The sequence below is a fragment of the Oceanobacter sp. 4_MG-2023 genome (assembly GCF_030689165.1).
GTDB lineage: Bacteria > Pseudomonadota > Gammaproteobacteria > Pseudomonadales > Oceanobacteraceae > Oceanobacter.
This window is the reverse complement of the sequence record NZ_JAUYVV010000016.1, coordinates 1-26,804: the sequence shown is the minus strand read 5'-3', so window position 1 is coordinate 26,804 and position 26,804 is coordinate 1. Positions and strand designations below refer to the sequence as shown.

The window sequence follows — 26,804 nt, the reverse complement described above, 5'->3', positions numbered from 1 at the left end:
ACCTACTTCTTCCTACTTGCAGACAGTAGGGTATTGCCCACAACAACACCCGTCGGAAAGTGAGTGGTGAGGGTTGCAAGAGGGAAGAGGGAAGGTTGCAAGTAAAACGTAGGGTAGTCACTTTCCCCGATGTTATAAGAACTTATCTGAACGGTAAAACATAGGCCTTTTATCCTGATACGTCACACAACAGGCCAGCAGAAAAATAAATTCATGGTTTGGCCACTGTGTGACCTGATCGAAATAAATTTAATATGTGGATACTCCAGCAATGCTGGAATGCAAAAAGGTAATAAAATGGCTCACGCATCCGATATGATCGCCGATGACATTCTCGGCTACCTGAAGCAACATGAAGAAAAAGACATTTTACGCTTCCTGACCTGCGGTAATGTTGATGATGGCAAATCCACTCTGATCGGACGGATGTTGCACGATTCCAAACTGATTTTTGAAGATCAACTTGCTGCGATCAAAAATGATTCACAGAAATTTAACACCACTGATGGTGAATTTGACCTCGCCTTGCTGGTTGATGGACTGCAGTCCGAGCGGGAGCAAGGCATCACCATCGATGTTGCCTATCGTTATTTCTCTACTGAAAAGCGCAAATTCATCATCGCCGATTGCCCAGGGCACGAACAATATACGCGCAATATGGCAACCGGTGCTTCCAGTTGCGATGTTGCCGTTATTCTGATCGATGCCCGAAAAGGTATTCAGACACAAACGCGCCGTCATAGTTATATCGTCAGCTTGTTGGGTATTAAAAACGTCATTGTAGCCATTAATAAAATGGATTTGGTCAATTTTGATCAAACCATTTATGAACAAATCAGTAAAGACTATACCGAATTTGCGCAATCGTTGGGTTTTAATAACATTCATCCAATCCCATTGTCTGCTTTAAAAGGTGACAACGTAGTCGATCGCAGTATTAACACCGACTGGTATACTGGCCCAACCATGGTTGAGCTATTAGAAACCATTGAAACCAATAAAGCGGACGAATTTGAAGGTTTTCGCTTGCCTGTACAATACGTTAACCGCCCGAATCTCGATTTCCGTGGTTTTTGCGGTACCATTGCAGCAGGTGAAATTCATCCAGGTGACACAATCACTACTTTGCCATCTGGTAAGACCAGTAAAGTAGATCGCATTGTTACTGCGGATGGTGACCTTGATTTGGCCATTGCAAGCGAAGCCATAACCCTGACACTGGAAGATGAAATCGACATCTCCCGTGGTGACTTGATTTACACAGGTAAAGCCCCGTTATTTGGCGATAGCTACCAGGCTGAAGTGGTATGGATGCACGAAACCCCGATGAAAACAGGCAAGGAATACCTGTTTAAAGTAGGTACTAAAAACGTTTATGGTATTGTTGAAAGTATCCAACACCGTGTTGATGTCAATACGATGGAACATCTCGACGCGACTGAACTGAACCTCAACGAAGTTGGCTTGGTCACCATCTTTCTAAATGCCCCCGTTGCACTGGACGAATACAGACAGGTTCCAGGTAATGGCTCATTGGTTATTATTGATCGTATCTCCAATATTACTATTGCTGCCGGTATGGTTCGTGAATTAGCAGAAGGCGGTGTTGCCAAATCGATTGCTGATATGAGCTATGAAGAACGGCTGGCGGAGTTTAATCGTGAAATAGATACTTTGGTTCGGAGGTATTTCTATTGAATGATGTAAATTATCAAGATTCAGGCGGAATGCCTCTTGTAAGTGTGGGTGTTACTACTAAGAATAGAAGGTGTTTAGTAAAAATAGCTCTTCAGTCTGTTGCTAATCAAAGCTATTCAAATATAGAAATCATACTGGTTGATGATAGGACAGAGGATGACTATTCTTCAGTTGATGAGTATTTTGGAAGAAAATTTTACTATAAGGTATTAAAATCGTGATTTATAAAGCTGCTCTCATAGAAGAAAGAAAAAGCAATTTATTTTATGTAAAGATAGTTCAAAAAAATGTCGCCATTGCTGGCTGTATAACTGACGGTTTGAGTGGTGTCGCAAATAATGGCGATTGCCATAATTTGTTTGGGATGGATTGATCGTGGCAAACTCTACTGCAATAGGCAGAATGTTTTCGGCAAGTCTTGCTAACTGGGTTGGTATCGGTGTTAGCTTGTTAAGTCAAATAGTTTTTGTTCCTATCTTTTTGAGCCATTGGGGTGCTGAAACGTATGGTGTCTGGTTACTTTTTTTAGCTTTTTTAGGCTTCGCAGGACTAATACAAGGAGCTCATAGAGATTTCATTTATTATGAAAGCTTAAAGCTTGGTAAACAGAATATTGATAAGGTTTGTCTGCAATTATCTTCAGCATTGCCGATTGTTGTGTTAACCTCATTTGTTGTATTCCTGGTTGTTTATTTGCAATTTGAATATTCAATTATTGATTCCTCATTTGGTCTTTCTGAGGAGTTAAGACAAGATTTTTTGCTTTCAGCAATGATACTGGTTTTGGTTCTTATGGTTTCTAGTAACTATTATGGATTTTTGCTGGGGCCAGTTATTTTGCTGGGGTATTATCCTTTTATTACCTGGTCTAAAGTGATTATGGCCTTTGTTGTGTCAATTACACCTGTCTTTGTTGTTGTTTTTGGTGGGGGATTAATTGATGCTGTAATAGGATGGGCTATTGCTACTTTTTTTGTGAATATGATAGCTATTTATATTGTGTTGGGTTTATATAAAAAAGAAAATATAAAACTTTCAAAACCGTGTTTTAGATTGGGATTAAAGCAGTTTTCAAACTCTATCTGGGTGTTGGTAAAATATACTAGCGACATGTTTAGGCAGGCTGGTATACGTTTTTTAATTATAAATTTTGTAGGTGCAACAGCGGTTGCCCAATTCGCAACAAATCGTACGGTTGCAAATGTGGCTCAACAAGGCATAGGATCACTGGTTGGACCAATATTGCCCGAATTAATGCGTTACGTGCATGAAAAAAAACAAGTGGAAATTCAGGCAACGCTGGCCTTGTTGTGGCTGATGCTGTGTTTTTTTATTGCACCGGGTTTTGTTATTCTACAGCTTTTTGTAGAGCCTTTGTTTGAAATATGGACGGCTGGGGCGATTAAATTTGATCCCGTATTATTTGCTGTTCTTTCATCTTCGATACTTGTGGTGGTTTTAGCGCAGTCTTCTGAAAGTATCCTTCGAGGAAATAATCTATATAAGATCCAACTGGTAATATCATTGACTGTTTTGCTAAGTTTATTTCTAGTGGTTTATTTTTCTTCGCATGCTCTGGGGGTGTTGTCAGCCGGCCTTGGCTTGCTAGTGTCTGAAACAGTGGCGATGTGTTTATCAGTCTGGAGAGCCAAAAAATGGATGGCGAGTAAACAGTTAAAGTGGCCTTGGCAATATTTTTTGCTATCGAGCTTGAGTGTTGGTTTGACTGTAACTGGTTTATTACTGATAGCTTATAATGTGGTACCCAATATGGCAGTTGTTTTTATTTTATTGCTACAATTTATTATTGCTATAAAATTTTGGCAGCTAATGCCTTTATTAGCGAAAGAAAAAGCTTACAGACTGTTAAATAAATTAGGAATAAAAAAATGATCAAATTACTGGACTGTACGCTCAGAGATGGTGGTTACTACAATGTGTGGAATTTCTCCCCAGAGTTGGTTACTGATTATCTTGAAGCAATGGACTCACTTAATGTTGATTTTGTTGAAATTGGTTTGAGAACCTTAAAAAATAATAGTTTCAAAGGTGGTTGTGCATTCAGTAGCGAGTTTTTCTTATCCAGTTTAAATATCCCCAAAAAACTGGAAAACAGAATCGGGGTGATGGTTAATGGATCAGAGTTGGCAGATAAAGAAACTCAAATAGACTCATTGGAAAAGTTGTTTGATCATAGCTCAGACTCACTTGTTTCCCTGGTACGTATAGCCTGCCATGTCCATGAGTTTGAAGCCTGCTTACCTGTGTCAAAATGGTTGAAAGACAATGGATATTTGGTCGGCTTCAACTTGATGCAAATTGCTGAAAAAAGTCTGGAAGAAATTACTGAGCTTGCCAAGCTTGCCAGTGGCTATCCTATTGATGTGCTTTATTTTGCCGACTCAATGGGTAGTTTGAATCCAAATCAAGTCAGTCAAATCGTACAGGCATTCAAAGAGGGGTGGACTGGGGATTTGGGAATACACACACACGACAATATGGGACAAGCGGTTACCAATACATTGGAGGCCATTGATAATGGCGTTACATGGGTTGATTCAACAGTAACAGGTATGGGGCGTGGCCCCGGTAACGCCCAGACAGAATACTTGTCATTGGCAATAGAAAATTCAAGAAATCAAGCTGGTAATCCAACCAAATTACTTGAAGTAATTCGTAAATACTTTAGACCTATGCAAGCAGAATTTGGCTGGGGTAGTAATTCTTATTATTATCTTGCTGGTAAATATGGTATCCACCCAACCTATATTCAAGAAATGCTTCAAGATTCACGCTATAGCGATGAAGATATTATTGCGGTGATTGATCATCTTAAAATAGAAGGTGGGAAAAAGTTCAGCTTGGATACCCTGGAATCAGCGCGCCACTTTTATTCTGGAAAACCACGGGGAAGCTGGAACCCAAGAGATGAAATAGAAGGGAAATCTGTCTTGATTATTGGGGCTGGTCCTAGCGTAAAAAGATATCAGTCATTAATTGAAAACTACATTAGTACTTATAAACCTTATGTAATTGCATTAAATACACAAAGAGGTATAGATCAATCCTTGATAAATATCAGAGCAGTCTGTCATCCAGTCAGACTGCTTGCGGATTGTCAAGAACATCTGGCACTGCCTCAACCCTTGGTTACACCTTTTTCCATGTTACCTGAGGATATTAAGCAAGCACTGCATTCAAAAGAAGTCTTGGATTTTGGATTGGACGTTATGCCTCAAAAATTTGCATTGGATAAGCATTATTGCACTCTGCCCAACTCATTGGTAATTACTTATGCCCTGGCCATTGCAAACAGTGGGGGAGCAAATAAAATTAATCTGGTTGGGTTTGATGGTTTTGGTGCAGAAGATCCACGCAATAAAGAGATGGAAGAAACATTAAAGACTTATTTGGAAGCCAAGGGTTTGCCTCTTTGCTCCCTAACACCTACGCGTTATGATATACCAACTCAATCAATTTTTGGTTTTTAAGGGCGAGTCATGAAAACAATTATCGTTATTCCTGCAAGGTATAAATCCAGTCGCTTTCCTGGTAAACCACTCGTAAAACTAGCAGGCAAGCCTATGATCCAGTGGGTAGCGGAATTGAGTGCAAAAACGGTTGGAATGGAAAATGTCTTTATCGCAACAGACGATAAAAAAATTGAATCCTCTGTTCAGGATATGGGCTATCAAGTCGTTATGACTTCTGAAAACTGTTTGACTGGTACAGATCGACTTGCTGAAGTTGCGCAAAAAATTGAAGCTGATATTTATATTAACGTACAAGGTGATGAGCCTTTGGTTAATCCGGAAGATATTCTAAAAGTAATTGATGCAAAAAAAGCCAACCCAAATGATGTAATTAATGGTTATGCCGTTATTGGGGCTAATGAAGATCCTGAAAATGTTAATATTCCAAAGGTAATATTCACGGAAGATAAGCGCATGATTTATATGTCGCGAAAGGCTCTGCCAGGGTTCAAGGATGACAAAAACAAGCCTGCACAGTATTACAAACAAGTTTGTATCTACGCATTTAATCGACAAGAACTGTTGAGTTATGGCGATTTTGGTCGAAAGAGCAAACTTGAGCATTCTGAAGATATCGAGATTATCCGTTATATGGAATGGGGACAAACCATTCGAATGGTTGAAACCAGACCCGGTAGTTTAGCGGTAGATATACCTGGTGATGTGGCCAAAGTAGAAGCAGCATTAAAGGAACTACATAATGCCTGAACTGGATATAACCCAATATCAAACACTCGTTTTTGATTGTGACGGCGTGCTTTTAAACTCGAATAAAATAAAAAGCCAAGCATTTTACAAGGCTACCAAACACTTTGGGCATGAGTCAGCACAGGCTTTTGTGGATTATCATATGCAGAACGGCGGTATTTCACGTTATGCCAAAGTGAAATATTTTATCAAAGAGATTTTAAAACAAGAATTTGATGAAACGCTTTATCAAGATCTGTTAGCTCGTTTTGCTCGAGCTGTAAAAGATGGGCTAATGGCATGTGATATAGCGGAAGGGTTATCGGAGCTTAAAACCAAAACCAAATCAACATGGTTTGTTGTGTCAGGTGGAGACCAGAATGAATTAAGAGAGGTTTTTTCTGCCCGTGATCTTGAGAAATATTTTGATGGTGGAATTTTTGGTAGCCCGGATAGTAAAGATATTATTCTGGCGCGAGAGATTTCAGCACACAACATCACTAACCCTGCTCTTTTTTTAGGGGATAGTAAATATGACTATCAAGCTGCATCTCTTGCAAATATCGATTTTGTTTTTCTACATCAATGGACTGAAGTCGATGATTGGGAGGTGTTTTGCAAAACTAATGGTTTGAAGAGTGTTTCTTCACTGAAGGATTTTGTAGTATGAGCCACCAACAAACGATTGAAAAAATAAAAAAAGATTTGTCAGACAATGTATTTGTTATTGATGCATTGAGAGATACCTTTAAAGGAAAAACTGCACTGGTTATCTCTGCTGGGCCATCAGCGGAAAGCTGGAAAGAAATTTATGAAAAAGAAAAGCATAATTACCCTGTAGTGATATGTATAAAACAGACTCTAAATTTAATAGATGTACCGTGCGATATTCATTTTATTAATTCTGCTAATTTAATTAAGTATGAATATCAATCAAATACTCTTTCGGTTATGACCAGAAACTCTAAAGCTGCCCCTGTTTTTGGTAAGTATGATGTTGGATTTAAAATAATGGAAGGCTTTAATTATAAGCCAAGATATTATCTTGCAACCAATAAATGTTTTGATTGTTATACGCTTGATAAAACAGGAATTTATAGGCCGCTAGGACCAGGTATAATGCACGAGAGTGTTTTTTATACATTGGTGCATATGGGTTTTAAACGAATTGTTACTATTGGATGGGATGTTGCTGATTCAACAGGGGGGAATCGACATTTTGGTGAGGTGAAAGATAAAGGCCAAGATAAACCTTATGAATCTTCTAAAGTTAAAATTAAAATTAAAAAAATATTGAGCTACTTTAAACTTGAATCTATATATGGAAAAATAGGTTTTTCGAAACGATATGTAAAAGGTTTTATAAATTACTATTTAGGAAATAAAGTAAATTTGGCAGGGATGGCTATCGGTGAAGCAGAAATTGTTTCTTCTAGTATAGAGAGTTTGAAAAAATGGTTGCAGAAAAATGATGTTATTCTAGATATTAATTCTCATTCTGGGTGGGTTAATAAAGGAAAATGATTTTTTAATTCCATTCTTCCAAAAAATTTCACCTCTCGTAGAAAGCTTGAAAAATTGACTGCTTTTGAAGGTAATTTTATGTCAACAATTAAATTTTTGTTTGTAAATCGAGAGCGCCCAAAAAACTTTAAACGGGGAGCTATTCTAGTAGCTAAGCGAGGGTTTCTTTTTCCTGCACTAATGAGAATAATTATAAAAAAAAACAGGCTTATCAAAAAAGGGGCTAAAATTGGCCGTTTAACAATTATAGGTGAAGCCAAAATTGAAGGAAGAGATTTAAGTTCTCTCTCAATTTGCGAACAAACAAGTATAGGTAGAGCTGAAATAACATTGCATGATAAAGTGAGTATTGGGAAAAAAGTAGTTATTAATGATGGTGCTATTTTGCTTACAGCAACGCATAGATTGACCGATCCTAAGTGGTCATTAAAGAGTGGGCCTATATTTATTAATGACTATGCATGGATTGCAACAAACGCGATTATTCTGCCTGGTGTTACAATAGGAGAAGGAGCTGTAGTTGGAGCAGGAGCGGTTGTGCGTGAAGATGTGCCTGATTATGCAATAGTTTTTGGCAACCCTGCAAGAATTATCGCTGGCCGTTATAGAACTAACAATTTGGATTATTCTCCAGTATTATTTAATGCCCCATATGAGGCTTGGATAGGTAAAAGTTTTGATGAATAAATATATCCTTGTGGTTCACCCAACTGGTAATCAAAATTCAAAATCTGTGGCTCATGGTTTGGCTGAAGAAAATTTATTGTATGCTTTTATTACAGCATTACATTTTAATTCCAATAAATGGAATTGGCTTCCTGGCAAACTAGTAACCGAAATAAAACGCCGTGATTTTAGTGAAATAAAATCTCCTATTATTTCCGGTTCACCTTTTAGAGAGGGGCTGCGATTGCTTGGGAGTAAATTAAAATTAAAATTTTTAACTCAACATGAAGTTGGCTTTGCTTCTGTCGATAAAATATACCATGCTACGGACTGTTTTGCGTCTAAATATCTTAAAAAACATGCTGCTGAAATATCGGCGGTTTATTGTTATGAAGACGGTGCTTTGGAAACATTTAAAGTCGCTAAAAAATTAAACATAAAATGCATTTATGAATTGCCAATTGGTTATTGGCGATCACATCATCGTTTAAATCAAGAAGAATATGCATTGCAGCCAGAATGGGCTAATTCCTGGAATGCAATCCAAGACAGTGAAATTAAACTTGCTCGTAAAGATGAAGAGTTGGCATTGGCTGATCAAATAATAGTAGCAAGTAGTTTTACCAAAAAAACACTTGAAGATTATCCAAAGGCGTTAGCTCCGATTATAGTTGTACCTTATGGTTGCCCTAACAATGAAATCCTGGATCGAAACTGGTTTCAAGCCAAGGGTAAATTAAAGGTGCTTTATGTAGGAGGATTAAGTCAACGTAAAGGCTTATCTTATCTTGTTGATGCGATTGATACTTTAGATAATAAAGTCGAATTTTCATTTATTGGTAGTGGCACTGCTGTAGAATTAGTACAAGGAATATTACCTCGTGCATCTTATCTAGGTACTATGCCCCACTCTCAAGTGCTTGAAGTAATGCGAATGCATGATATCTTGGTTTTTCCAAGTTTATTTGAAGGTTTTGGTATGGTAATTACAGAAGCTATGTCACAAGGGATGGTAGTGATAGCAACTAATCATACGGCTCTGCCTGATACAGCAGATGAAAACACAGGAATACTTGTGCCAATTCGTGATTCCAGTGCAATAGCGGATGTACTGATTGACCTGATTGATAACCCTGAAAAAGTCAAGAAGATTGGCCAGGCAGCCATGATGTTAGCGCAGTCATATCAATGGCATGATTATGAGTCGAAAATAGTCAAAGCGGTGACAAAATGAACAGGATTGCAAGCGCAGACGGCAAGACAGTCACTTGGCGCAGTCTTCATCCTGTTGGCAAGTTTTTTATTGCGATATTTATGGTTGTTTTGTTTGAAGGTGCCATTCGTAAATGGGTTTGGGGTAGTGCAACCATTCCTCTACTTGGTTTGCGGGATTTTCTTGTTGTATATGCTGTTTTTTGGGGTATTCTCTATCGTTATTTTGATATTCGTGCTATTGGCGAATCCATACTGATTTTTTGGACACTCCTTGTTTTTGTTTGGACGAGTATTCAAATGATCAGTGGCTTTCAGCCTCCGATAGTAGGAGCTATTGGTTTTAGATTCTGGGTGCTTTATTTATGGTTTGCCCTGTTGTGTGCCAGAGCACTCAGATGGAAAGATATTGAATATCTTTTTAAGATTTTTGCTTTGACTTTGTTATTTATGGTGCCCTTGGCATTGGTACAGTTTATGTCACCTCCTACTTCCTTTATTAACCGGCAGCCTGGGGGGGCTGATCAATATATTTTTACTGTTACTAAAGATATTGTTCGTACCACAGGAACTTTTTCATTCACCGCTGGCTACACTATATACTTATCTTTTGTAACACCTGTTGTTTTATGGATAATGTCTGGTGGATTGAAAGGCTCTTTAAGCTCCTTGTTGAAACTATTTATTGTTGGGCTCTTTTTTGTTGGTGCTTTGATCAGTGGTTCTCGAGGTGCAATTATGACAACTATTTTCTTTACTGGGATGTGGTTTTTGGCACTTGTACTCGCGAATAAAATCCCTAAGATATCACCAATAAAAATGCTGTTTGGATTAGTGGGAATAATTGTTTTGTTGGTCTTGATTTTTCCTGTTTTAGAGAGGTCTTATGAAGCAAATACCCAGCGCTTTGAAAATGCGGCCGCATCGGAAGATGTAAGTAAGAGAATTATAAGAATGTATATTGGGTCTGATGAAACCTGGGATCAATTTTCTATCTTTGGCTATGGAATAGGTGCTGGTGCAAATGCCTCGCGAAGCTTTATGCCAGCAACGAGTAATGGCTTCCTTTTAGGTGAGAATGAAATAGACCGGGTTTTAAATGAGGGTGGGGGTGTCGGCTTAATATTAGCTCTATTCAAGTGGCTGGTAATTGTTATCGGGTTGCTAAGTGCCTGGAGAATATTTAAAAAAAATAACGAGTTTTTGCCTTTGTCTATTTGGTTGGTAATTGCTATTCAGTTACCTACAGGTACCATTATTGGTCAGCTTTCAATTCATGCCTTTGTTTTGCTTTTACTTGGGTTGGGTTTTTCTACTTTAGCTTGTTGGCAAACTGAAAAAAATAGAAGGCAAGGGTTAATAAAATGAAGATTTTAATTGTTGCCAATTATGCGTTAAGTCATCAAGAGAGTATGCAACGCTTTGCCAAAATGCTTGAAGATGGCTTGTTGACAGAAGGCCATGAAGTTCAAGTGATTCGTCCTGAAGCAATACTATGTAAAGGAAGTCAGGCAGAGCATGGCTTAAATAAATGGCTAGGGTATATCGATCGATTTATTCTATTCCGCTGGCAATTAAAACAAGCAGCCCGATGGGCTGATGTAGTTCATATCTGCGATCATTCAAATGCAATGTATGCCAAATGGGTTAATAGGCCTTCTTTGGTAACTTGCCATGACCTGATGGCTATTCAAAGTGCGTTGGGGTTGATAAAAATAAACAAAACAGGGTTCACCGGGCGAATATTCCAGCAATGGATTGCTTCTGGGCTGCAGGTATGTAGTCATGTAGCTTGTGTATCTAAAAATACACAAGATGAATTAATTAAAACATTAGAAGTTCCAGTAGAAAAAACATCTATTGCCTACAATGCACTAAATTATCCTTATTCTCCCATGCTACAGGATCAGGCCTGGGCATTAATTCAAAAACGATTACCTGATTTAAAGCCTCCCTACTTTTTTCACTTGGGGGGGAATCAATGGTATAAAAATCGTAAAGGTGTCGTCGAGATTTATTATAAATTGATTCAACACCCAGAATATAGTGATCATAGGTTGGTTTTGGCGGGTAAACCTTGGCCTGATGATTTAAAAGATAAAATAAGTACGCTTGCAATAAAAAACCAGGTTGTTGAAATCAATGATTTAACCAATGAAGAGATTCGTGCCTTTTACTCAGTGGCTGAAGCATTAATTTTTCCATCTCTTCAGGAAGGTTTTGGCTGGCCAATTGCTGAAGCACAAGCCTGTGGTTGTAAGGTAATTACAACAGGGCGAGCACCTATGACAGAAGTAGGAGGTGATGCAGCTATATATATAGAACCTGAACGCCTGGACGAGGCTGCTGAAATTATTTTTAGCCAATTACATGCCGAAGACAATTTAGAATATAAATCTCTTGAGAATGCCAAACGCTTTTCAATGAAATTTATGATTGCATCGTATGAGGCTGGATATAACCAGATCTACTCGATAGAAGATGAGAATATAAAATGAAAGTATTGCACGTTATTAGCTCTTTAAGTTTGGAAGGTGGAGGTCCTGCACAAGGTGTTAGAAATCTTACATCTTTTTATGCAAGTATGAATGTTTCACCAACTGTATTAACTTTGGATGATAAAGATGATAGTTTAGGAAATACAGATCACTTGGAGGTTATTCGACTAGGTAAAGGTAAAGGTATTTTTTCATATCATCCTGAATTAGTTGAATGGCTCAAGAGACATTCTCATGAATATAATTCTGTAGTTGTGCATGGCTTATGGCAATACCATGGTTATGCGGTTTATAAAGCGTTAAAAAAATCAAATATTCCTTATTATGTATTTCCACATGGTATGTTAGATCCATGGTTTAAACATGCCTACCCATTAAAGCATTTGAAAAAATATATATACTGGTTTTTAGCACAGTATTCTGTTTTGAAAAATTCCAAAGCAGTATTGTTTACTTGTGAAGAAGAAAAGCTGTTGGCCCGTGAGTCTTTTTGGCCTTATCGGGTGAATGAAAGTGTGGTGAATTATGGTACTACAATTACAGAAATAGCCAAAAATTCTAAGTCTGATGACTTTTACACTAAATATCCAGAATTGAAAAACAAAATAATTTTTTTGTTTTTAAGTCGTATTCACGAAAAGAAAGGTTGTGATTTATTAATTCAAGCTTTTGCTAAAATTGCCAAATCAAATTCTGATTTACATTTGGTGATGGCCGGTCCGGATCAGACAGGTTGGCAAGCGGATTTGGAAAAAATCGCTGATGATTATTGCATTGCAGATCGTATTACTTGGACAGGCATGATTAAAAACGAAATGAAGTGGGGAGCGATCAAAGCTGCAGAAGTTTTTATATTGCCATCACATCAAGAAAACTTTGGTATCTCTGTGGCGGAGGCCCTTGCTGTTGGGACACCTGTTTTAATTTCTAGTAAAGTTAATATTTGGCGTGAAATTAAAGAGATGAATGCTGGCCTCGTTGGTGATGATACCCTTGAAGGTACTCAAAAACTTCTCCAAGCCTGGTTGGATTTGTCAGAAAATGAAAAACAAATCATCAAACAAAATACCGTGGCTTGTTATAAGCAAAAGTTTGATATTTCCCAGGCTGCAAAAAATTTAATTGAATTGATTCGGATAAATTAATTGATAAGACAGATTTTTATAGGTGGTTGAGTTTTAATTCATTGATGAGGAGTTGGGTTCTTCCAGTGACCAATGTCATCAGTTTGGTTTGTGATCGTTCAAATATTGTGGTTATTAGTTGGATTCAGGTGGTATGAGTTGATTTTGTAGAAATTTTATTTGGATAATTTTTCAAACTCTGATTTTATCTCATATTTTACATGGATAAGGAAAAATATAATAGGGTGGGGATTGTGAGAGTAGGTATTTTGACATTTCATTTTAGTGATAATTATGGTGCGCTTTTTCAAGCTTATGCATTGAAGCGTTGGTTTGACCAGCGTGGAGATGAAGCTTATTTCATTGAATACCATCCCGAGTATGTTGAGGCTGGAGGGAATATTGGTTTAAATGATTTGTTTAGTAAAGCTGCTCTGAAAGTGATTTTCCTGAAAGTTGCCAAGGTTTATCAAAAATTGATTTCTCCTGATGGTTTTTCTGATTCTATGGATGATTTCCGCTTGAAATACTTAGGAATCAATGATAATGCCGCCAAAGGTATAGGAGACGCACTCAAAGATACTCGATTGCGTGATACGGATATGATTGTTTGTGGTAGTGATCAGATTTGGAATCCTTCTGCTCATTATGGGGTGGATTCAGTATATTTTCTTGATTTTCTTCAGGGCAGTAAAGTACGACGTATTGCTTATGCTCCAAGCTTTGGATCTAATGTCTTAGATGATCAACATTCGGAAAGTGTAGGGGATCTTATTTCCAAGCTTGATGCTGTTTCAATAAGAGAGGAATCTGGGGCGGCCATTATAGAGAAAATTGCAAATATTCAGGTCCCTGTTGTACCTGATCCAACTTTGTTGCCTGTAGATTTCACTCCCATTCTGGAAAAATATCCTGAGAATTATGGAAATTACTGTTTTTGTTATTATTTACGTTCGTCAGTAGGAGTGAAGGAAACAGCTAATTATTTAAAAACAACTGAAAAAATGAGGATTATTTGTCCTAATAATCCTCATCGGCGGTGGAAGGAAGTGGGAGAGACAGTATATCCCTCACCGGGTCAATGGTTGGGTTTGCTTAAGGATAGTAGTATTGTAGTTACTAACTCCTTTCATGGTGTTGCGCTTTCTATTGTGAATCAGAAGAAGTTTGTATATGTAGCATTACGTGGAAATAAAAAGAAAATGAATGCGAGAGCATTTAATTTATTAAAAATGACAGGGTTGGAAGAAAGAATTGTTAATGAATTTTGTGATATAGAAAAAGTGTTGTCTACTCCGATAGATTGGAAAAAATCAGAGAAGTTAATTGTAGATATGCAAAAGAAAGGTGTTAACTTTCTTGAGGAACAAGTCAAAATGGTGGAGGCTGGCTATGAATGATGAACTTCCACGCAAGTTATATTCTAATGAATTATCTAAATCAAATAAGATAGCGCGTTTAATTTGGTCTCTTGTTTGGCTATTATTTTTTCGATTAACCCCCAGGTGGGCATTAAATGGTTGGCGTCTTTTTATTTTGCGCTGCTTTGGTGCGAAAATTGGTATTGGTTGTAGAGTTCTACCAAGTTGTAAAATATGGGCCCCATGGAATTTAACAATGGGGTGCTATTCTGTTTTGGGTGAAGGAGTTGATTGTTATACAATGGATAAAATATCTATTGGAAACTATACGACAGTCTCACAGCGGAGTTTTTTATGTGGTGGAACGCATGATATAGCATATAAATCAATCCCTTTGGTGACATTGCCTATAAGTATTGGTGATTATTGCTGGGTATGTGCAGAGGCATTTGTAGGACCAGGCATAACATTGAATGATTACTCTGTAGTTGCTGCTAGAGCTGTTGTTTTAAAAAATGTCGGGACTAGAGAAGTAGTTGGTGGGAACCCTGCGAAGTTTATAAAATTTCGCACATTAGTTGATGTGGATAAATGAAAATGACTAATAATTTGATTGCTTTGCATGATGTTGTTGATGGTGGCTTCTGTGTTGGATGTGGTGCTTGTGCGATAGGAACAAATATTGAAATAAAATTGAATCAATATGGTGAGTACCAACCTGATTTTACAAGTGTTAGCGAGTATGAAGATCTTACTGCAGCTGGTTTGGGAGTAGTATGTCCTAGCCTTAACCCAAGTGTAAATGAAAATGAAATAGGCAAAAGGCTTTTTTCTAATGAAGCTCAGTATAATGAGAAATTAGGTTATACTATTCAGTCATATGCGGGGTATGTAAAGGAAGGAAAATTCAGGTCCAAAGGTACATCTGGTGGAATGGGGACGTGGATTCTTGCAGAATTATTAAGGCAAGGATTTATTGATGGTGTCATTCATGTGAAAGAGTCTGAACGGTCAAGCGCTTCAGACCCGTATTATGTATATGGAATAAGTAATAATTTGTATGAAATTCAGGAGAATTCAAAAACCAGATACCATGTTGTTGAATTCTCTCAAGTATTAGAGCAGGCTCTTGCTCGGGGGGGGAGGTATGCATTTATTGGGGTTCCATGTATGGTTAAGGCTCTTCGGCGCTTGCAAATTGAAGATGAGAAAATAGCAGATGCTGTCCCTTTTGCAGTTGCTTTGGTGTGTGGGCATCTGAAGAGTGTAAATTGGAGTAATTCTCTTGCTTGGGGGGCTGGAATCAATCCCGAAAATGCGACACATATTCAATATCGAACCAAAGGACCAGATATACCTGCGAGAGCATACGTATTCCAGGCTACGGATTATAATAATAAAGTTTATCAAAAGGACTCTGCTGAAGTTGTCGGTGGAAAATTTAATGCTGGTGCTTTGATGTTACCAGCTTGTGAGTTTTGCGATGATGTTGTTGGGGAGACTTCCGATTTGACTATTGGTGATGCTTGGCTGCCCAGGTTTGAGTCAGATAGTCATGGGACTAACCTACTTGTCGTTCGGAACGTTGAAATCAATAGAATACTTAAAAATGCGGCTAGTGAAGGGCGTGTATCAATCATTTCTTTATCTAATGATGAGGCCGCCAGCTCTCAAAGTGGTGGTTTCCGTCAACGGCGAGAAGGTTTGTCGTATAGACTTCAGCGTGAGGGAGACTCAGGCAGAGCTCTACCAGTAAAGCGGGTCAATCCTTCTGAATATTCAATTAGTAATGAGCGTAAGAAAATATACGACTTGCGGACTACTGTTACGATAAAATCACGAAAGTTGTTTTTTGAAGCATTGGAAAAAAATGATTATGATGTTTATGTTAATGGTATGAATAAAGAGGTTGCGTCGTTACGTCGAATGGAAATACGGAATTCATTTTTTTCTCTTTTTTTTAACAAGGTCAATAGAAAGTTGAGAGCTTTTTTTAGGAGGTGATCAATGATTACTGTAATTATATTGACTTATAATGAAGCTGTTCATATTGAAAGGTGTATTTCTAGTGTTGCCTTGTTGGGGGCCAGGATAGTTGTTGTTGATTCTTTTTCCTCTGATGGAACAGAGGCTATTGCAAGGTCCATGCATGTTGATTTTTATAAAAACAAATTCATTAATCAGTCATTTCAATTTCAATGGGCAATGGATAATTGTGATATAAGAACTGAATGGGTTCTACGTTTGGATGCGGATGAAACCATTGATGCTGACCTGGTTATTAATATTCGTAAATTTATCGAAAATGATGGTTTTGGGAATAATGCTGCAGTTTTTCAGAGAAAACATATTTTTTTAGGGAAATGGGTGAAGCATGGTGGACGTTACCCTTTGCCAATGCTGAGACTGTTTCGACGGGGATGTGCCCATGTTGAGCAGCGCTGGATGGATGAACATATTGTGTTGGATTCTGGTACGTCGACTGTCCTGAAAGGTGGATTTTCTGATGATAATCTTAATTCAGTTGGTTGGTTTATAGATAAACACAATAAATATGCTACCCGTGAAATGGTAGATATAAAACTCCGTGAACTTTATGAAACAGGCTCTGAAATTACCAGCTGTACAAGCACTTCGATAAAATTGAAACGCCTTTTGAAGGAGCGTTTATATATGGGATTGCCTTACTTTGTTCGCCCTGTCTTGTATTTTTTGTATCGCTATTTTATTCAGCTTGGGTTTTTGGATGGCGCACGCGGTTTTGCTTATCATTTTATGCAAGGTTTATGGTATCGAGCATTGGTTGATTTGAAATGTATGGAAGTTGATCGGATTTTTAATGGTTGTCAAACGATTGAAGAAAAACATCAGAAATTGGAAGAGTATTCCGGGTTTGGATTGGAGAAACCGATAGAATGAATGTCGTAATTTACAGCCTGAATTACTCTCCTGAGTTAACTGGTATTGGTAAATACAATGGTGAAATGGCTCCTTGGTTAGCTTCTCAGGGATATTCTGTCGATGTGATTACCGCACCGCCATATTATCCTGAATGGAAAGTACATACTGGGTTTTCCAATAAAAAATTTGACTCTAATACACAAAATAATGTCACCGTGCATCGTTGCCCTTTGTATGTACCGACGACTCTTTCTACTATAAAACGCTTGATTCATTTAGCATCTTTTGCCTTTACCTCTGCGTTCAAATTATTTTCTCTGTGGAATAAAAAGCCAAGTGTTGTTTTTGTGGTTGAGCCAACACTGTTTTGTGTACCGATGGCCTTGCTGTTTTGTAAATTGCGTGGTGCCAAAGCCGTATTACATATTCAGGATTATGAAGTCGATGCCATGTTGGGCCTGGGAATGGCGGGGAGTCCTTCCGGCCGGGTTGGCCGTGTAGCGTATGTTATTGAATCCTGGCTGATGAGACGGTTCGACAAGGTTTCCAGTATTTCCTACAGTATGCTCGATAAAGCCAAGACAAAAGGCGTTGATGCAGCGCAGTTGTTGTTCTTCCCTAATTGGTCGGATACGTCGTTTGTGCACCCTGGTGTCGATGGTACTGCGCTACGAAAAGCATGGGGAATTTCTCCAGAAGATCAGGTTGTGTTGTATGCAGGGAACATTGGCGCCAAACAAGGTCTTGAGTTGGTTGTTGAGGCTGCAGAACGTTTCCAATCAAGGCCCAATGTTAAGTTTTTTCTGGTAGGCTCTGGGGCCTACGTTGATGCTCTGAAGTCCATGGTTGTCGAACGAACGTTAGATAATGTGGAATTCAAGCCATTGCAAGCCTGGGAGGATGTACCTGCGATGCTTGCGATGGCAGATGTACATTTGGTTATTCAACGCAAAGGTGCGGCCGATTCTGTGTTGCCTTCCAAATTGACCAATATTTTGTCTGCTGGCGGGTTTAGTGTGATTACTGCAGAAGGACATACTGAGCTGGGTAAATTGGCTGAGGAGTTTCCGGGTGTTTATACATGCGTAGATCCGGAAAACATCGAGGCTTTTTGTGAGGGGTTAACCTCGGAGTTGGCTCGTTCAAGCGGTGTGAACACTGTTGCACGTGTGTATGCTGAAGAAAATTTAAACAAAGATGCAATTCTGGGTCGCTTTGCCAGTGATCTGTCTGAGTTGTCTGCTAAATGCTGATTTGAACTATAGAAAGGATTAAAAAATGTCCAAGAAAGTTGCCTTGATCACTGGTGTTACTGGCCAGGATGGTTCCTACCTTGCTGAGTTTCTACTGGAGAAAGGGTATGAAGTTCACGGTATCAAGCGCCGTGCTTCTTTGTTTAATACGGCACGAGTAGATCATATCTATCAGGATCGCCACGAAGAAAATGTCAGCTTCTTTATGCACTATGGTGATCTGACTGATACATCCAATTTAACTCGCATCCTGAAAGAAGTTCAGCCAGACGAAGTCTACAACCTGGGTGCTCAGTCTCACGTTGCCGTGTCATTTGAAGCGCCAGAATATACTGCGGATGTTGATGCCATGGGCACGTTGCGCTTGTTGGAGGCGATCCGTTTTCTGGGTCTGGAAAAGAAAACCCGTTTCTATCAGGCCTCTACATCCGAACTATACGGCCTGGTACAGGAAATTCCTCAAAAAGAAACGACGCCTTTTTATCCCCGTTCACCTTATGCTGTGGCAAAAATGTATGCCTATTGGATTACGGTCAACTATCGTGAGTCGTATGGTATGTATGCATGTAACGGCATATTGTTTAATCACGAATCTCCTCGTCGTGGTGAAACCTTTGTAACACGCAAGATTACCCGGGCTTTGGCTAATATTTCCCAAGGATTGGAGAAGTGTTTGTATTTGGGCAATATGGATGCACTGAGAGATTGGGGGCATGCCAAGGATTATGTCCGGATGCAATGGATGATGTTGCAACAAGAGCAGCCTGAAGACTTTGTTATCGCTACTGGTACTCAAATTACTGTGCGTGAATTTGTCACTCTGTCTGCAAAAGAGCTGGGTATTACTCTGGGTTTCGAGGGTGAGGGCGTCGAAGAAAAAGCAATTGTTGCAGCGATTGCTGACGAAGCCTTGTGTCCAGGGATTGCTGTAGGGGATGTGATTGTTCAGGTTGACCCTAAATACTTCCGTCCTGCAGAAGTTGAAACATTGTTGGGTGATCCTTCCAATGCCAAAAGCAAATTGGGTTGGGTGCCGGAAATCACGGTCGAAACCATGTGTGCAGAAATGGTGCAACACGACTTACAAAAAGCCAAACAACATGCGTTGCTTAAGTCTCATGGTTACGATGTGAATGTTTCTCTGGAAGGTTAATAGGCAAGTATCATGAAGCGTATTTTTGTTGCTGGTCATAAAGGCATGGTTGGTTCTGCGATTGTGCGACAGTTACAGAAAGACGCCGGCGTTGAGCTGATTACAAGAGACCGTAATCAGCTCAATCTGCTTTGTCAGGCAGATGTTCAGGCGTTTTTTGAAAAAGAAAACATCGATCAGGTATATCTTGCGGCTGCCAAGGTTGGCGGGATTGTTGCCAATAATACTTACCCGGCAGATTTTATTTACGAAAACCTGATGATTGAATGCAATATTGTGCATTCTGCACACTTGGCGGGTGTTCAGAACCTGTTGTTCCTCGGGTCATCCTGTATTTATCCCAAATTGGCAGAGCAGCCAATGGCAGAGTCGGCTTTGTTGACCGGCACGCTAGAGCCGACCAATGAGCCATATGCGGTGGCTAAAATTGCCGGTATCAAGTTGTGCGAATCGTATAACCGTCAGCATGGACGGAATTATCGCAGTGTCATGCCGACCAATCTGTATGGGGAAAATGATAATTTTCACCCAAGTAATTCCCATGTTATTCCTGCCTTGATGCGACGTTTTCACGAAGCCAAGGAACAGAGTGCTGAAGAAGTTGCGGTGTGGGGTTCTGGTAAACCCATGCGGGAGTTCTTGCATGTGGATGATATGGCTGCAGCCTCTGTTTTTGTGATGAATGTTGACCAGGCGACCTATGAATCTTGCACTCAGCCCATGCTTTCCCACATAAATGTAGGCACCGGTGTGGATTGTACGATTGCAGAGCTGGCGCTGACCATGGCTGAAGTCGTTGGCTTTGAAGGGCGTGTGACTTTTGATGCCAGCAAACCCGATGGCGCACCACGCAAGTTGATGAACGTTGATACTTTGCGTAATTTGGGTTGGTCCTACAATATTGATTTGAAGGATGGTCTGGCGAGCACTTATCAATGGTTCCTGGATAATCAGGGTAGTTTCCGAGGTTAATGGGTGATGGTGCCTGATGGATTGGTTAAGCCCAGATTGTTTTAAAAATATAGTAGAGAATACACCTTTAATTTCTGTCGACTTTGTAGTCAGAAATATTAGCGGTGAGGTTCTTTTAGGCCAGCGCCTGAACCGGCCGGCCAAGGGGTTCTGGTTTGTCCCGGGTGGGCGGATTCTAAAAAATGAAACGCTTGCAGATGCGTTTCTTCGCTTGACGAAAGCAGAGTTGGGCCAAGTTTTTGAAATTACGTCAGCTCGATACCTTGGTCTGTATGAACACTTTTATACCGATAGTGTTTTTGGCGTACAGCCTGATACTCATTATGTAGTGAATGCATTCGAGTTGATTGTGACGACAACGCTGAACTTGCCCAAAACGCAACACAACCAATACCAATGGCTGAGCGAGTCTGATTTGCTCCAGCGCGACGATGTTCACTGCCATACCAAGTGGTACTTCGAATCGAATAAAGGATATAAAGCATGATACCTGTCATCATGGCCGGTGGCTCCGGCACTCGTTTGTGGCCTCTGTCTCGAACGGCCTATCCCAAGCAGTTTTTGAAGCTGAGTGGGCAATTAACCATGTTGCAGCAAACAGCGGCACGCCTGGATGGCTTGTCAAATCAGGATCCTGTGGTGATTTGTAATGAAGCGCATCGTTTTCTGGTGGCGGAACAAATGCTGTTGGGTGGTAAAAAGACATCAATTATTCTTGAACCTGTTGGCCGTAATACGGCACCAGCGATTGCATTGGCTGCATTGCAGGTGTTGAAAAACCTGCCTGATGGTGAAGATGCGCCGGTACTACTGATTCTGGCTGCTGACCATGTGATTCAGGATATTGAGGCATTCCAGTCTGCGGCAGAGCAGCTGTTACCGGCCGTAAAAGCAGGCCAGTTTGGTACTTTGGGTATTGTGCCCACTGAAGCGGCGACGGGATATGGTTATATTCAGGCGGGAGCGGAAGTTGATGGTGGCTGTCTGGCTGTACAGCAATTTGTTGAGAAGCCAGATGCAGCAACAGCGCAAACGTACTTGGGTGCCGGAAATTATTTCTGGAACAGTGGCATGTTTATGGTGCGGGCTGATCGTTATCTGGAAGAACTGGAGCGCTTCCGTCCGGATATTCATGCTGCCTGTGTGAAAGCGATGTCAGCCACGGCAGAAGATATGGACTTTGTTCGGGTCGATGCTGAATCTTTTGCGGAATGCCCGGATGAGTCCATTGATTACGCCATTATGGAGCCTCTGTCGGCTTTGGATGGCGATGCGGCTCAGGTTGTGGTTGCACCCTTGGATGCAGGTTGGAGCGATGTGGGTAGCTGGTCTGCTCTCTGGGATATTGCTGATAAATGCGAAAACGGTAATGCCACTCTGGGGAGCGGTGACGTTATTCTGGAAGATACCACCAACAGCTTTGTCTATAGCGGTGCTCGCCTGGTGACGACATTGGGCCTGGATGGTGTGGTTGTGGTCGATACACCAGATGCCTTGTTGGTTGCCAGTAAAGACAAGGTGCAAGAAGTCAAAAAAATTGTGGCTCAAATCAAGCAACAGGGGCGCTCTGAGTTCGAACAGCACCGGGAAGTCTATCGCCCCTGGGGTAAATACGATTCCGTCGATAATGGCGAACGTTACCAGGTTAAATGTATTACGGTTAAGCCAGGTGCAAAATTATCGGTCCAAATGCATCATCATCGGGCTGAGCACTGGATTGTGGTATCTGGTACGGCAAAAGTAACCAATGGTGAAGAAACGTATCTGGTGACAGAAAACGAGTCCACTTATATTCCTATCGGTCAGGTGCATGCACTGGAAAACCCCGGTGTGATTGAGCTTGAAATGATCGAAGTACAGTCCGGATCGTATCTTGGAGAAGACGATATTGTACGTTTCAAAGACTTGTACGGCCGAGCCTGATAGACGCCCTGATTTATCAGTCAGCTTTATAATGGAATATCAAAAACAGATAGAAAGGTGTGGGTAATTGATGTTGTTAACTTCCAATAATATCCTGGTGGCCAGTGGTATCCAGTTTGGCACCAGTGGCGCTCGTGGTCTGGTTGAACAATTTACTGATCCAGTGTGTGCTGCGTTTACACAGGCCTTTCTGCATGTAATGAAGCAGGAGTTTACTGTTGAGCGGGTGGCGCTGGGGATTGATCGCCGCCCCAGCAGTCCAGCAATGGCTGCTGCGTGTGCTGCAGCTGCCGTGAAGCTGGGTGTCGAAGTCGATTATTATGGTGTGTTACCTACGCCAGCGCTGGCTTTGCAAGCCATGCAGGATGGTGTTCCAGCTATTGTGATTACGGGTAGTCATATCCCTTTTGATCGAAATGGCATCAAGTTTTATCGCCCGGATGGTGAAATCACCAAGGTGGATGAGCAGGCTATTCTACAGGCTGAGGTCGAGGTTTCATCGGTACTGCCATTGTTGCCAGACGAATCGGTTAAAGCGCGTCAATTGTATATGGAGCGCTATACACACTTGTTTGCGGCGGATTTGCTACAGGGCAAGCGTATTGGTTTATATGAACATTCCGCCGCCGGTCGTGAGCTGAATGCGGATGTACTCAGAAGTCTGGGGGCTGAGGTGATTTCTCTGGGGCGCACCGATACCTTTGTGCCTATCGATACCGAAGCTGTCTCTGAAGAAGATCAACAACAGGCGCTGGCCTGGTCGGCTGAATACAATCTGGATGCGATTTTCTCAACCGATGGTGACGGCGATCGCCCTTTGATCGCAGACGAGCATGGTCATTGGCTCAGAGGGGATATTCTTGGATTGTTGTGTGCCCGGGCATTGAATATCCAGGCGTTGGCGGTGCCAGTCAGTTGTAATACCGCGATTGAAAAAAGCGGTTCATTTGCTGAGGTAAAACGTACGCGTATTGGTTCGCCTTATGTGATTGAGGGGATGGCGGATTTGGCAAAGCAATTTGACCGGGTTGCGGGTTTTGAAGCCAACGGTGGGTTTTTATTACAAAGTGCCGTGTCTATGGAGAATTCAGTTATTGCTCCACTGCCCACTCGTGATGCGCTGTTGCCTGCACTGATGTTGCTGGCCGGTAGTGCATTGCAGGGCAAACTAGTCAGTGCGTTGTTGGCTGAATTACCCGAGCGCTTTACCGCCAGCGATCGCATCAAGGATGTACCAACCACTAGCAGTAAGGCATTAATTGCCAATTGGGCCAATAATCTTGATGCGATGCTGGAGTCATTGCATTTGCCCGGTGAGGCGATAACGGTGGATACAACCGATGGCTTGCGGGTTACCTTGTCTTCTGGTGATATTGTGCATTTGCGGCCATCGGGTAATGCGCCAGAATTGCGTTGTTATGCCGAGGCAGATGATTATATAAAAGCGAAGACATTGGTTAATCAGTGTCTGGAGCGAGTACAACGGATCGTTAGTGGGTAGGTTGTACTCGTGTCGCTAACGCTTGTGGGCTTGATAATTTTATTTATTGTTTATGGATACATGTTATGAAAATCGCCATTGCAGGCACAGGTTATGTCGGGTTGTCCAATGCCATGTTGCTGGCCCAACACAATGAAGTTGTTGCTCTGGATGTGATTCCAGAGAAAGTCGAGATGTTGAACCGGAAGCAGTCTCCTATCGTGGATGCTGAGATTGAGCATTATCTGGCCGAAAAACCGCTGAACTTTCGTGCGACGCTAGATAGACAAGAAGCTTATGCCGATGCCTCTTATGTTGTGATTGCAACACCTACGGATTACGACACGGCAACCAACTACTTTAATACCTCTACGGTAGAGAGTGTGGTTCGGGATGTGATGGCAATCAATCCTACCGCTGTGATGGTGGTAAAATCGACGGTTCCAGTAGGCTTTACGAAGCGCTTGAAGGAGGAATTGAACTGCACCAATGTGATTTTTTCGCCAGAGTTTTTACGTGAAGGCAAGGCACTGTACGATAACCTGTATCCTTCACGGATTATTATCGGTGAGCGTTCTGAACGTGCCCAGGTGTTTGCCAAATTGCTGTCCGATGCCGCGATCAAGCAGGATATTGATGTACTGTTTACCGATTCAACCGAAGCGGAAGCCGTGAAGTTGTTTTCCAATACGTATCTGGCGATGCGTGTAGCGTATTTTAATGAGCTGGACAGTTACGCAGAAACCCATGGTCTGAACACCCGTCAGATTATCGAAGGGGTTGGCCTTGACCCTCGGATTGGCTCTCACTACAACAATCCATCATTTGGTTATGGTGGTTATTGTTTGCCGAAAGATACCAAGCAGTTGTTGGCCAATTTTGAAGAAGTACCAAGTAATCTGGTGAGAGCCATTGTGGATGCCAACAGAACTCGTAAAGATCATATTGCAGACGCTATCTTGCGACGGAGTCCCAAAGTAGTTGGCATTTATCGTTTGGTGATGAAGTCGGACTCAGACAACTTCAGAGCGTCGGCGATCCAGGGCATCATGAAGCGTATCAAGGCCAAGGGTGTTGAAGTTGTGGTTTATGAACCGGTGCTTCAAGAAGAGCATTTCTTCCACTCTCGGGTCATTCGTGACCTGGATGCGTTCAAGCAGACATGTGATGTAATTGTGGCGAATCGTTTGTCAGCGGATCTTGAAGGGGTTGAAGACAAGGTGTACACCCGGGATTTATTTGGTGGGGATGCTTGATTAGTAACCATTGGTTTTTATTAATATTGCAAAACTCGGCTAACGGACTAGCCAGCAGGACATCTGAATAAAAAAGATCGTACCGTTTGGGGTGATGTCCTTTTGGGTTGTCTCAGGGAGCTGAGGCGACAGCATCCGGCGAGCCGGACAATGAACAGGATCGTACACGTATTGGTTTTGAGGTAGGCAGTGTCCGGGCATTACTGGTCTCGCATTGTCATATTGATCACGTTGGGCGTATTCCTTATTTGCTGGCGGCTGGATTTGATGGGCCAATCTATGCAACTTCGGCAACCTGTGAATTGCTGCCGATGGTGATTGAATATGCACTTAAAGTCGGGGTGACTCGTAATCGTTTGATTATCGATGGGGTAGTCAGGGCGCTGGCGTCGCAACTGGTACCGATGGATTATGATCACTGGTTTGATGTTGCGGGTTTTGAGCAGTCTTCAGCACCGGTGAAGGCCCGTTTTCGGGTGGCTAGGCATATCCTTGGATCAGCATATATTGAGTTGGATATTGGTACTGAGCGCCTGACTCGTGATCGCAAGCGAGTCATTTTTTCCGGTGATCTGGGGGCCCCATATTCCCCGTTATTAGCGGCTCCCAGGGCCCCTTATCGAGCTGATACCCTGGTTATTGAAAGTACCTATGGTGATCGTCTCCATGAAAGTCGTCGGCTCAGGCGACAACGATTGCAGGGGGCGCTGGAGCATTGCTTGCAAGATGGCGGGAGTATCCTGATTCCGGCATTTTCGATTGGTCGCACTCAGAAATTGCTGTACGAGCTGGAGGATATTTTCTACCGAGTGAACCGGTCTGCTGCTGAACCTTCACTGTTGCATGAATATCTGGATGTGATTATTGATTCACCCCTGGCGGCTGAGTTTGTAGTGGTTCAATGATTCCGGACACCAACGTAGGTGGTAATATCGCCACCATAAACGAGGTGTCTGATGACCAGCAAGCGACGTTCTTTTTCTCCTGAGTTCAAACAGGAAGCAGCCAGCCTGGTGCTGGATCAAGGTTACACGATTCCCCAGGCGAGCGCGTCCTTGGGAATTGGTGAAAGCGCTATCCGGCGCTGGGTTAACCAACTAACCGAGGAGCGTGACGGTATCACCCCGAAGGGCAAGGCCTTAACCCCGGAGCAGCGTCGTATTCAGGAGCTGGAAGCCCGCTGCAAGCGCCTTGAACAGGAAAAAGACATACTAAAAAAGGCTACCGCTCTCTTGATGTCGGACGAGATGAATCGTACGCGCTGATAGACCAGTTGAGTGAGCGAATGTCTGTTGAAATGGTCTGCAATGCGTTTGATATCAGCCGTTCCAGCTATTACGAGTACCGCCATCGGCGGAACCACGTTGATGTGGAGCGCATGGCCCTGAGGGCTCAGGTAAACCGCCTGTTCACCAAGAGCCGAAGCTCTGCCGGCAGCCGGACAATCAAAGGCTTGCTCAGGGAGGAAGGCACTGCCGTCGGTCGTTTCAAGGTTCGACGACTTATGAGCGAGCTGGGCCTGATCTGTAAGCAGCCAGGCCCTCACGCTTACAAGCAGGCCAC

At 41.5% G+C, this 26,804-nt stretch carries 25 protein-coding genes and 1 pseudogene; all 26 read left to right on the top strand.

Features of this window, described 5'->3' with window-relative positions; genetic code table 11:
- Positions 1-279 precede the first annotated feature (279 nt).
- On the top strand, positions 280-1,698 hold the full coding sequence (gene cysN, locus Q8W24_RS11915; RefSeq protein ID WP_370693327.1) for a sulfate adenylyltransferase subunit CysN: 1,419 nt from the start codon (positions 280-282) through the stop codon (positions 1,696-1,698).
- Complete coding sequence (locus Q8W24_RS11910) at positions 1,695-1,919, top strand: glycosyltransferase family 2 protein (protein WP_305475442.1); 225 nt, start codon at positions 1,695-1,697, stop codon at positions 1,917-1,919. The genes cysN and Q8W24_RS11910 overlap by 4 nt, the downstream gene beginning before the upstream one ends.
- Positions 1,916-2,071, top strand: a complete 156-nt coding sequence (locus tag Q8W24_RS11905) for a hypothetical protein (protein ID WP_305451615.1) — start codon at positions 1,916-1,918, stop codon at positions 2,069-2,071. The genes Q8W24_RS11910 and Q8W24_RS11905 overlap by 4 nt, the downstream gene beginning before the upstream one ends.
- A 2-nt stretch (positions 2,072-2,073) precedes the next feature.
- Positions 2,074-3,591, top strand: a complete 1,518-nt coding sequence (locus Q8W24_RS11900) for a hypothetical protein (RefSeq protein WP_305475441.1) — start codon at positions 2,074-2,076, stop codon at positions 3,589-3,591.
- Positions 3,588-5,189 (top strand): aldolase catalytic domain-containing protein, encoded by a 1,602-nt coding sequence (locus Q8W24_RS11895; RefSeq protein WP_305451617.1) that lies wholly within the window; start codon positions 3,588-3,590, stop codon positions 5,187-5,189. The genes Q8W24_RS11900 and Q8W24_RS11895 overlap by 4 nt, the downstream gene beginning before the upstream one ends.
- A 9-nt stretch (positions 5,190-5,198) precedes the next feature.
- Positions 5,199-5,939 carry a 3-deoxy-manno-octulosonate cytidylyltransferase gene (locus tag Q8W24_RS11890; RefSeq protein WP_305451618.1) on the top strand — a complete coding sequence of 247 codons (741 nt, stop codon included), beginning with the start codon at positions 5,199-5,201 and terminating at the stop codon, positions 5,937-5,939.
- Complete coding sequence (locus tag Q8W24_RS11885) at positions 5,932-6,588, top strand: HAD family hydrolase (protein WP_305451619.1); 657 nt, start codon at positions 5,932-5,934, stop codon at positions 6,586-6,588. Before Q8W24_RS11890 ends, Q8W24_RS11885 begins: the two co-directional genes overlap by 8 nt.
- Positions 6,585-7,442 (top strand): 6-hydroxymethylpterin diphosphokinase MptE-like protein, encoded by an 858-nt coding sequence (locus Q8W24_RS11880; RefSeq protein ID WP_305475439.1) that lies wholly within the window; start codon positions 6,585-6,587, stop codon positions 7,440-7,442. The genes Q8W24_RS11885 and Q8W24_RS11880 overlap by 4 nt, the downstream gene beginning before the upstream one ends.
- Before the next feature lie 78 nt (positions 7,443-7,520).
- Positions 7,521-8,129, top strand: a complete 609-nt coding sequence (locus tag Q8W24_RS11875; RefSeq protein ID WP_305475437.1) for a hypothetical protein — start codon at positions 7,521-7,523, stop codon at positions 8,127-8,129.
- Positions 8,122-9,342, top strand: a complete 1,221-nt coding sequence (locus Q8W24_RS11870) for a glycosyltransferase family 4 protein (RefSeq protein WP_305451622.1) — start codon at positions 8,122-8,124, stop codon at positions 9,340-9,342. The genes Q8W24_RS11875 and Q8W24_RS11870 overlap by 8 nt, the downstream gene beginning before the upstream one ends.
- Positions 9,339-10,688 (top strand): O-antigen ligase family protein, encoded by a 1,350-nt coding sequence (locus Q8W24_RS11865; protein ID WP_305451623.1) that lies wholly within the window; start codon positions 9,339-9,341, stop codon positions 10,686-10,688. The genes Q8W24_RS11870 and Q8W24_RS11865 overlap by 4 nt, the downstream gene beginning before the upstream one ends.
- A complete protein-coding gene (locus Q8W24_RS11860) occupies positions 10,685-11,818 on the top strand; it encodes a glycosyltransferase family 1 protein (RefSeq protein WP_305475435.1) in 1,134 nt (377 codons plus the stop codon). The genes Q8W24_RS11865 and Q8W24_RS11860 overlap by 4 nt, the downstream gene beginning before the upstream one ends.
- A complete protein-coding gene (locus Q8W24_RS11855) occupies positions 11,815-12,963 on the top strand; it encodes a glycosyltransferase (protein ID WP_305475433.1) in 1,149 nt (382 codons plus the stop codon). Before Q8W24_RS11860 ends, Q8W24_RS11855 begins: the two co-directional genes overlap by 4 nt.
- Before the next feature lie 200 nt (positions 12,964-13,163).
- Positions 13,164-14,342: a polysaccharide pyruvyl transferase family protein gene (locus Q8W24_RS11850; RefSeq protein ID WP_305451627.1), complete on the top strand. Its 1,179-nt coding sequence runs from the start codon at positions 13,164-13,166 to the stop codon at positions 14,340-14,342.
- Complete coding sequence (locus tag Q8W24_RS11845) at positions 14,335-14,898, top strand: hypothetical protein (protein ID WP_305451628.1); 564 nt, start codon at positions 14,335-14,337, stop codon at positions 14,896-14,898. Before Q8W24_RS11850 ends, Q8W24_RS11845 begins: the two co-directional genes overlap by 8 nt.
- 2 nt (positions 14,899-14,900) lie before the next feature.
- Positions 14,901-16,307 (top strand): Coenzyme F420 hydrogenase/dehydrogenase, beta subunit C-terminal domain, encoded by a 1,407-nt coding sequence (locus Q8W24_RS11840; RefSeq protein ID WP_305475432.1) that lies wholly within the window; start codon positions 14,901-14,903, stop codon positions 16,305-16,307.
- A gap of 3 nt (positions 16,308-16,310) precedes the next feature.
- Positions 16,311-17,222 (top strand): glycosyltransferase family 2 protein, encoded by a 912-nt coding sequence (locus Q8W24_RS11835; protein WP_305475430.1) that lies wholly within the window; start codon positions 16,311-16,313, stop codon positions 17,220-17,222.
- Positions 17,219-18,457 (top strand): glycosyltransferase WbuB, encoded by a 1,239-nt coding sequence (locus tag Q8W24_RS11830; RefSeq protein WP_305451631.1) that lies wholly within the window; start codon positions 17,219-17,221, stop codon positions 18,455-18,457. The genes Q8W24_RS11835 and Q8W24_RS11830 overlap by 4 nt, the downstream gene beginning before the upstream one ends.
- 25 nt (positions 18,458-18,482) lie before the next feature.
- Entirely contained in the window at positions 18,483-19,610 is a 1,128-nt protein-coding gene (gene gmd / locus Q8W24_RS11825) for a GDP-mannose 4,6-dehydratase (protein ID WP_305451632.1), read from the top strand.
- 12 nt (positions 19,611-19,622) lie between these two features.
- Positions 19,623-20,582: a GDP-L-fucose synthase gene (locus Q8W24_RS11820; protein WP_305451633.1), complete on the top strand. Its 960-nt coding sequence runs from the start codon at positions 19,623-19,625 to the stop codon at positions 20,580-20,582.
- Positions 20,583-20,598: 16 nt separating this feature from the next.
- The gene (locus Q8W24_RS11815; RefSeq protein WP_305451634.1) at positions 20,599-21,069 is read left to right on the top strand and encodes a GDP-mannose mannosyl hydrolase; all 471 of its coding nucleotides are present in this window, start codon (positions 20,599-20,601) and stop codon (positions 21,067-21,069) included.
- A complete protein-coding gene (locus Q8W24_RS11810; protein ID WP_305475429.1) occupies positions 21,066-22,505 on the top strand; it encodes a mannose-1-phosphate guanylyltransferase/mannose-6-phosphate isomerase in 1,440 nt (479 codons plus the stop codon). Before Q8W24_RS11815 ends, Q8W24_RS11810 begins: the two co-directional genes overlap by 4 nt.
- 70 nt (positions 22,506-22,575) lie before the next feature.
- Positions 22,576-24,006: a phosphomannomutase gene (locus tag Q8W24_RS11805; protein WP_305475467.1), complete on the top strand. Its 1,431-nt coding sequence runs from the start codon at positions 22,576-22,578 to the stop codon at positions 24,004-24,006.
- A 65-nt stretch (positions 24,007-24,071) separates the two neighbouring features.
- Positions 24,072-25,241, top strand: coding sequence for a nucleotide sugar dehydrogenase (locus Q8W24_RS11800; RefSeq protein WP_305451637.1), 1,170 nt, complete (start codon positions 24,072-24,074; stop codon positions 25,239-25,241).
- A gap of 107 nt (positions 25,242-25,348) precedes the next feature.
- Positions 25,349-26,146 (top strand): MBL fold metallo-hydrolase, encoded by a 798-nt coding sequence (locus Q8W24_RS11795; RefSeq protein ID WP_305475427.1) that lies wholly within the window; start codon positions 25,349-25,351, stop codon positions 26,144-26,146.
- Positions 26,147-26,197: 51 nt separating this feature from the next.
- A pseudogene (locus tag Q8W24_RS11790) lies at positions 26,198-26,804 on the top strand (transposase); the annotation flags it as partial.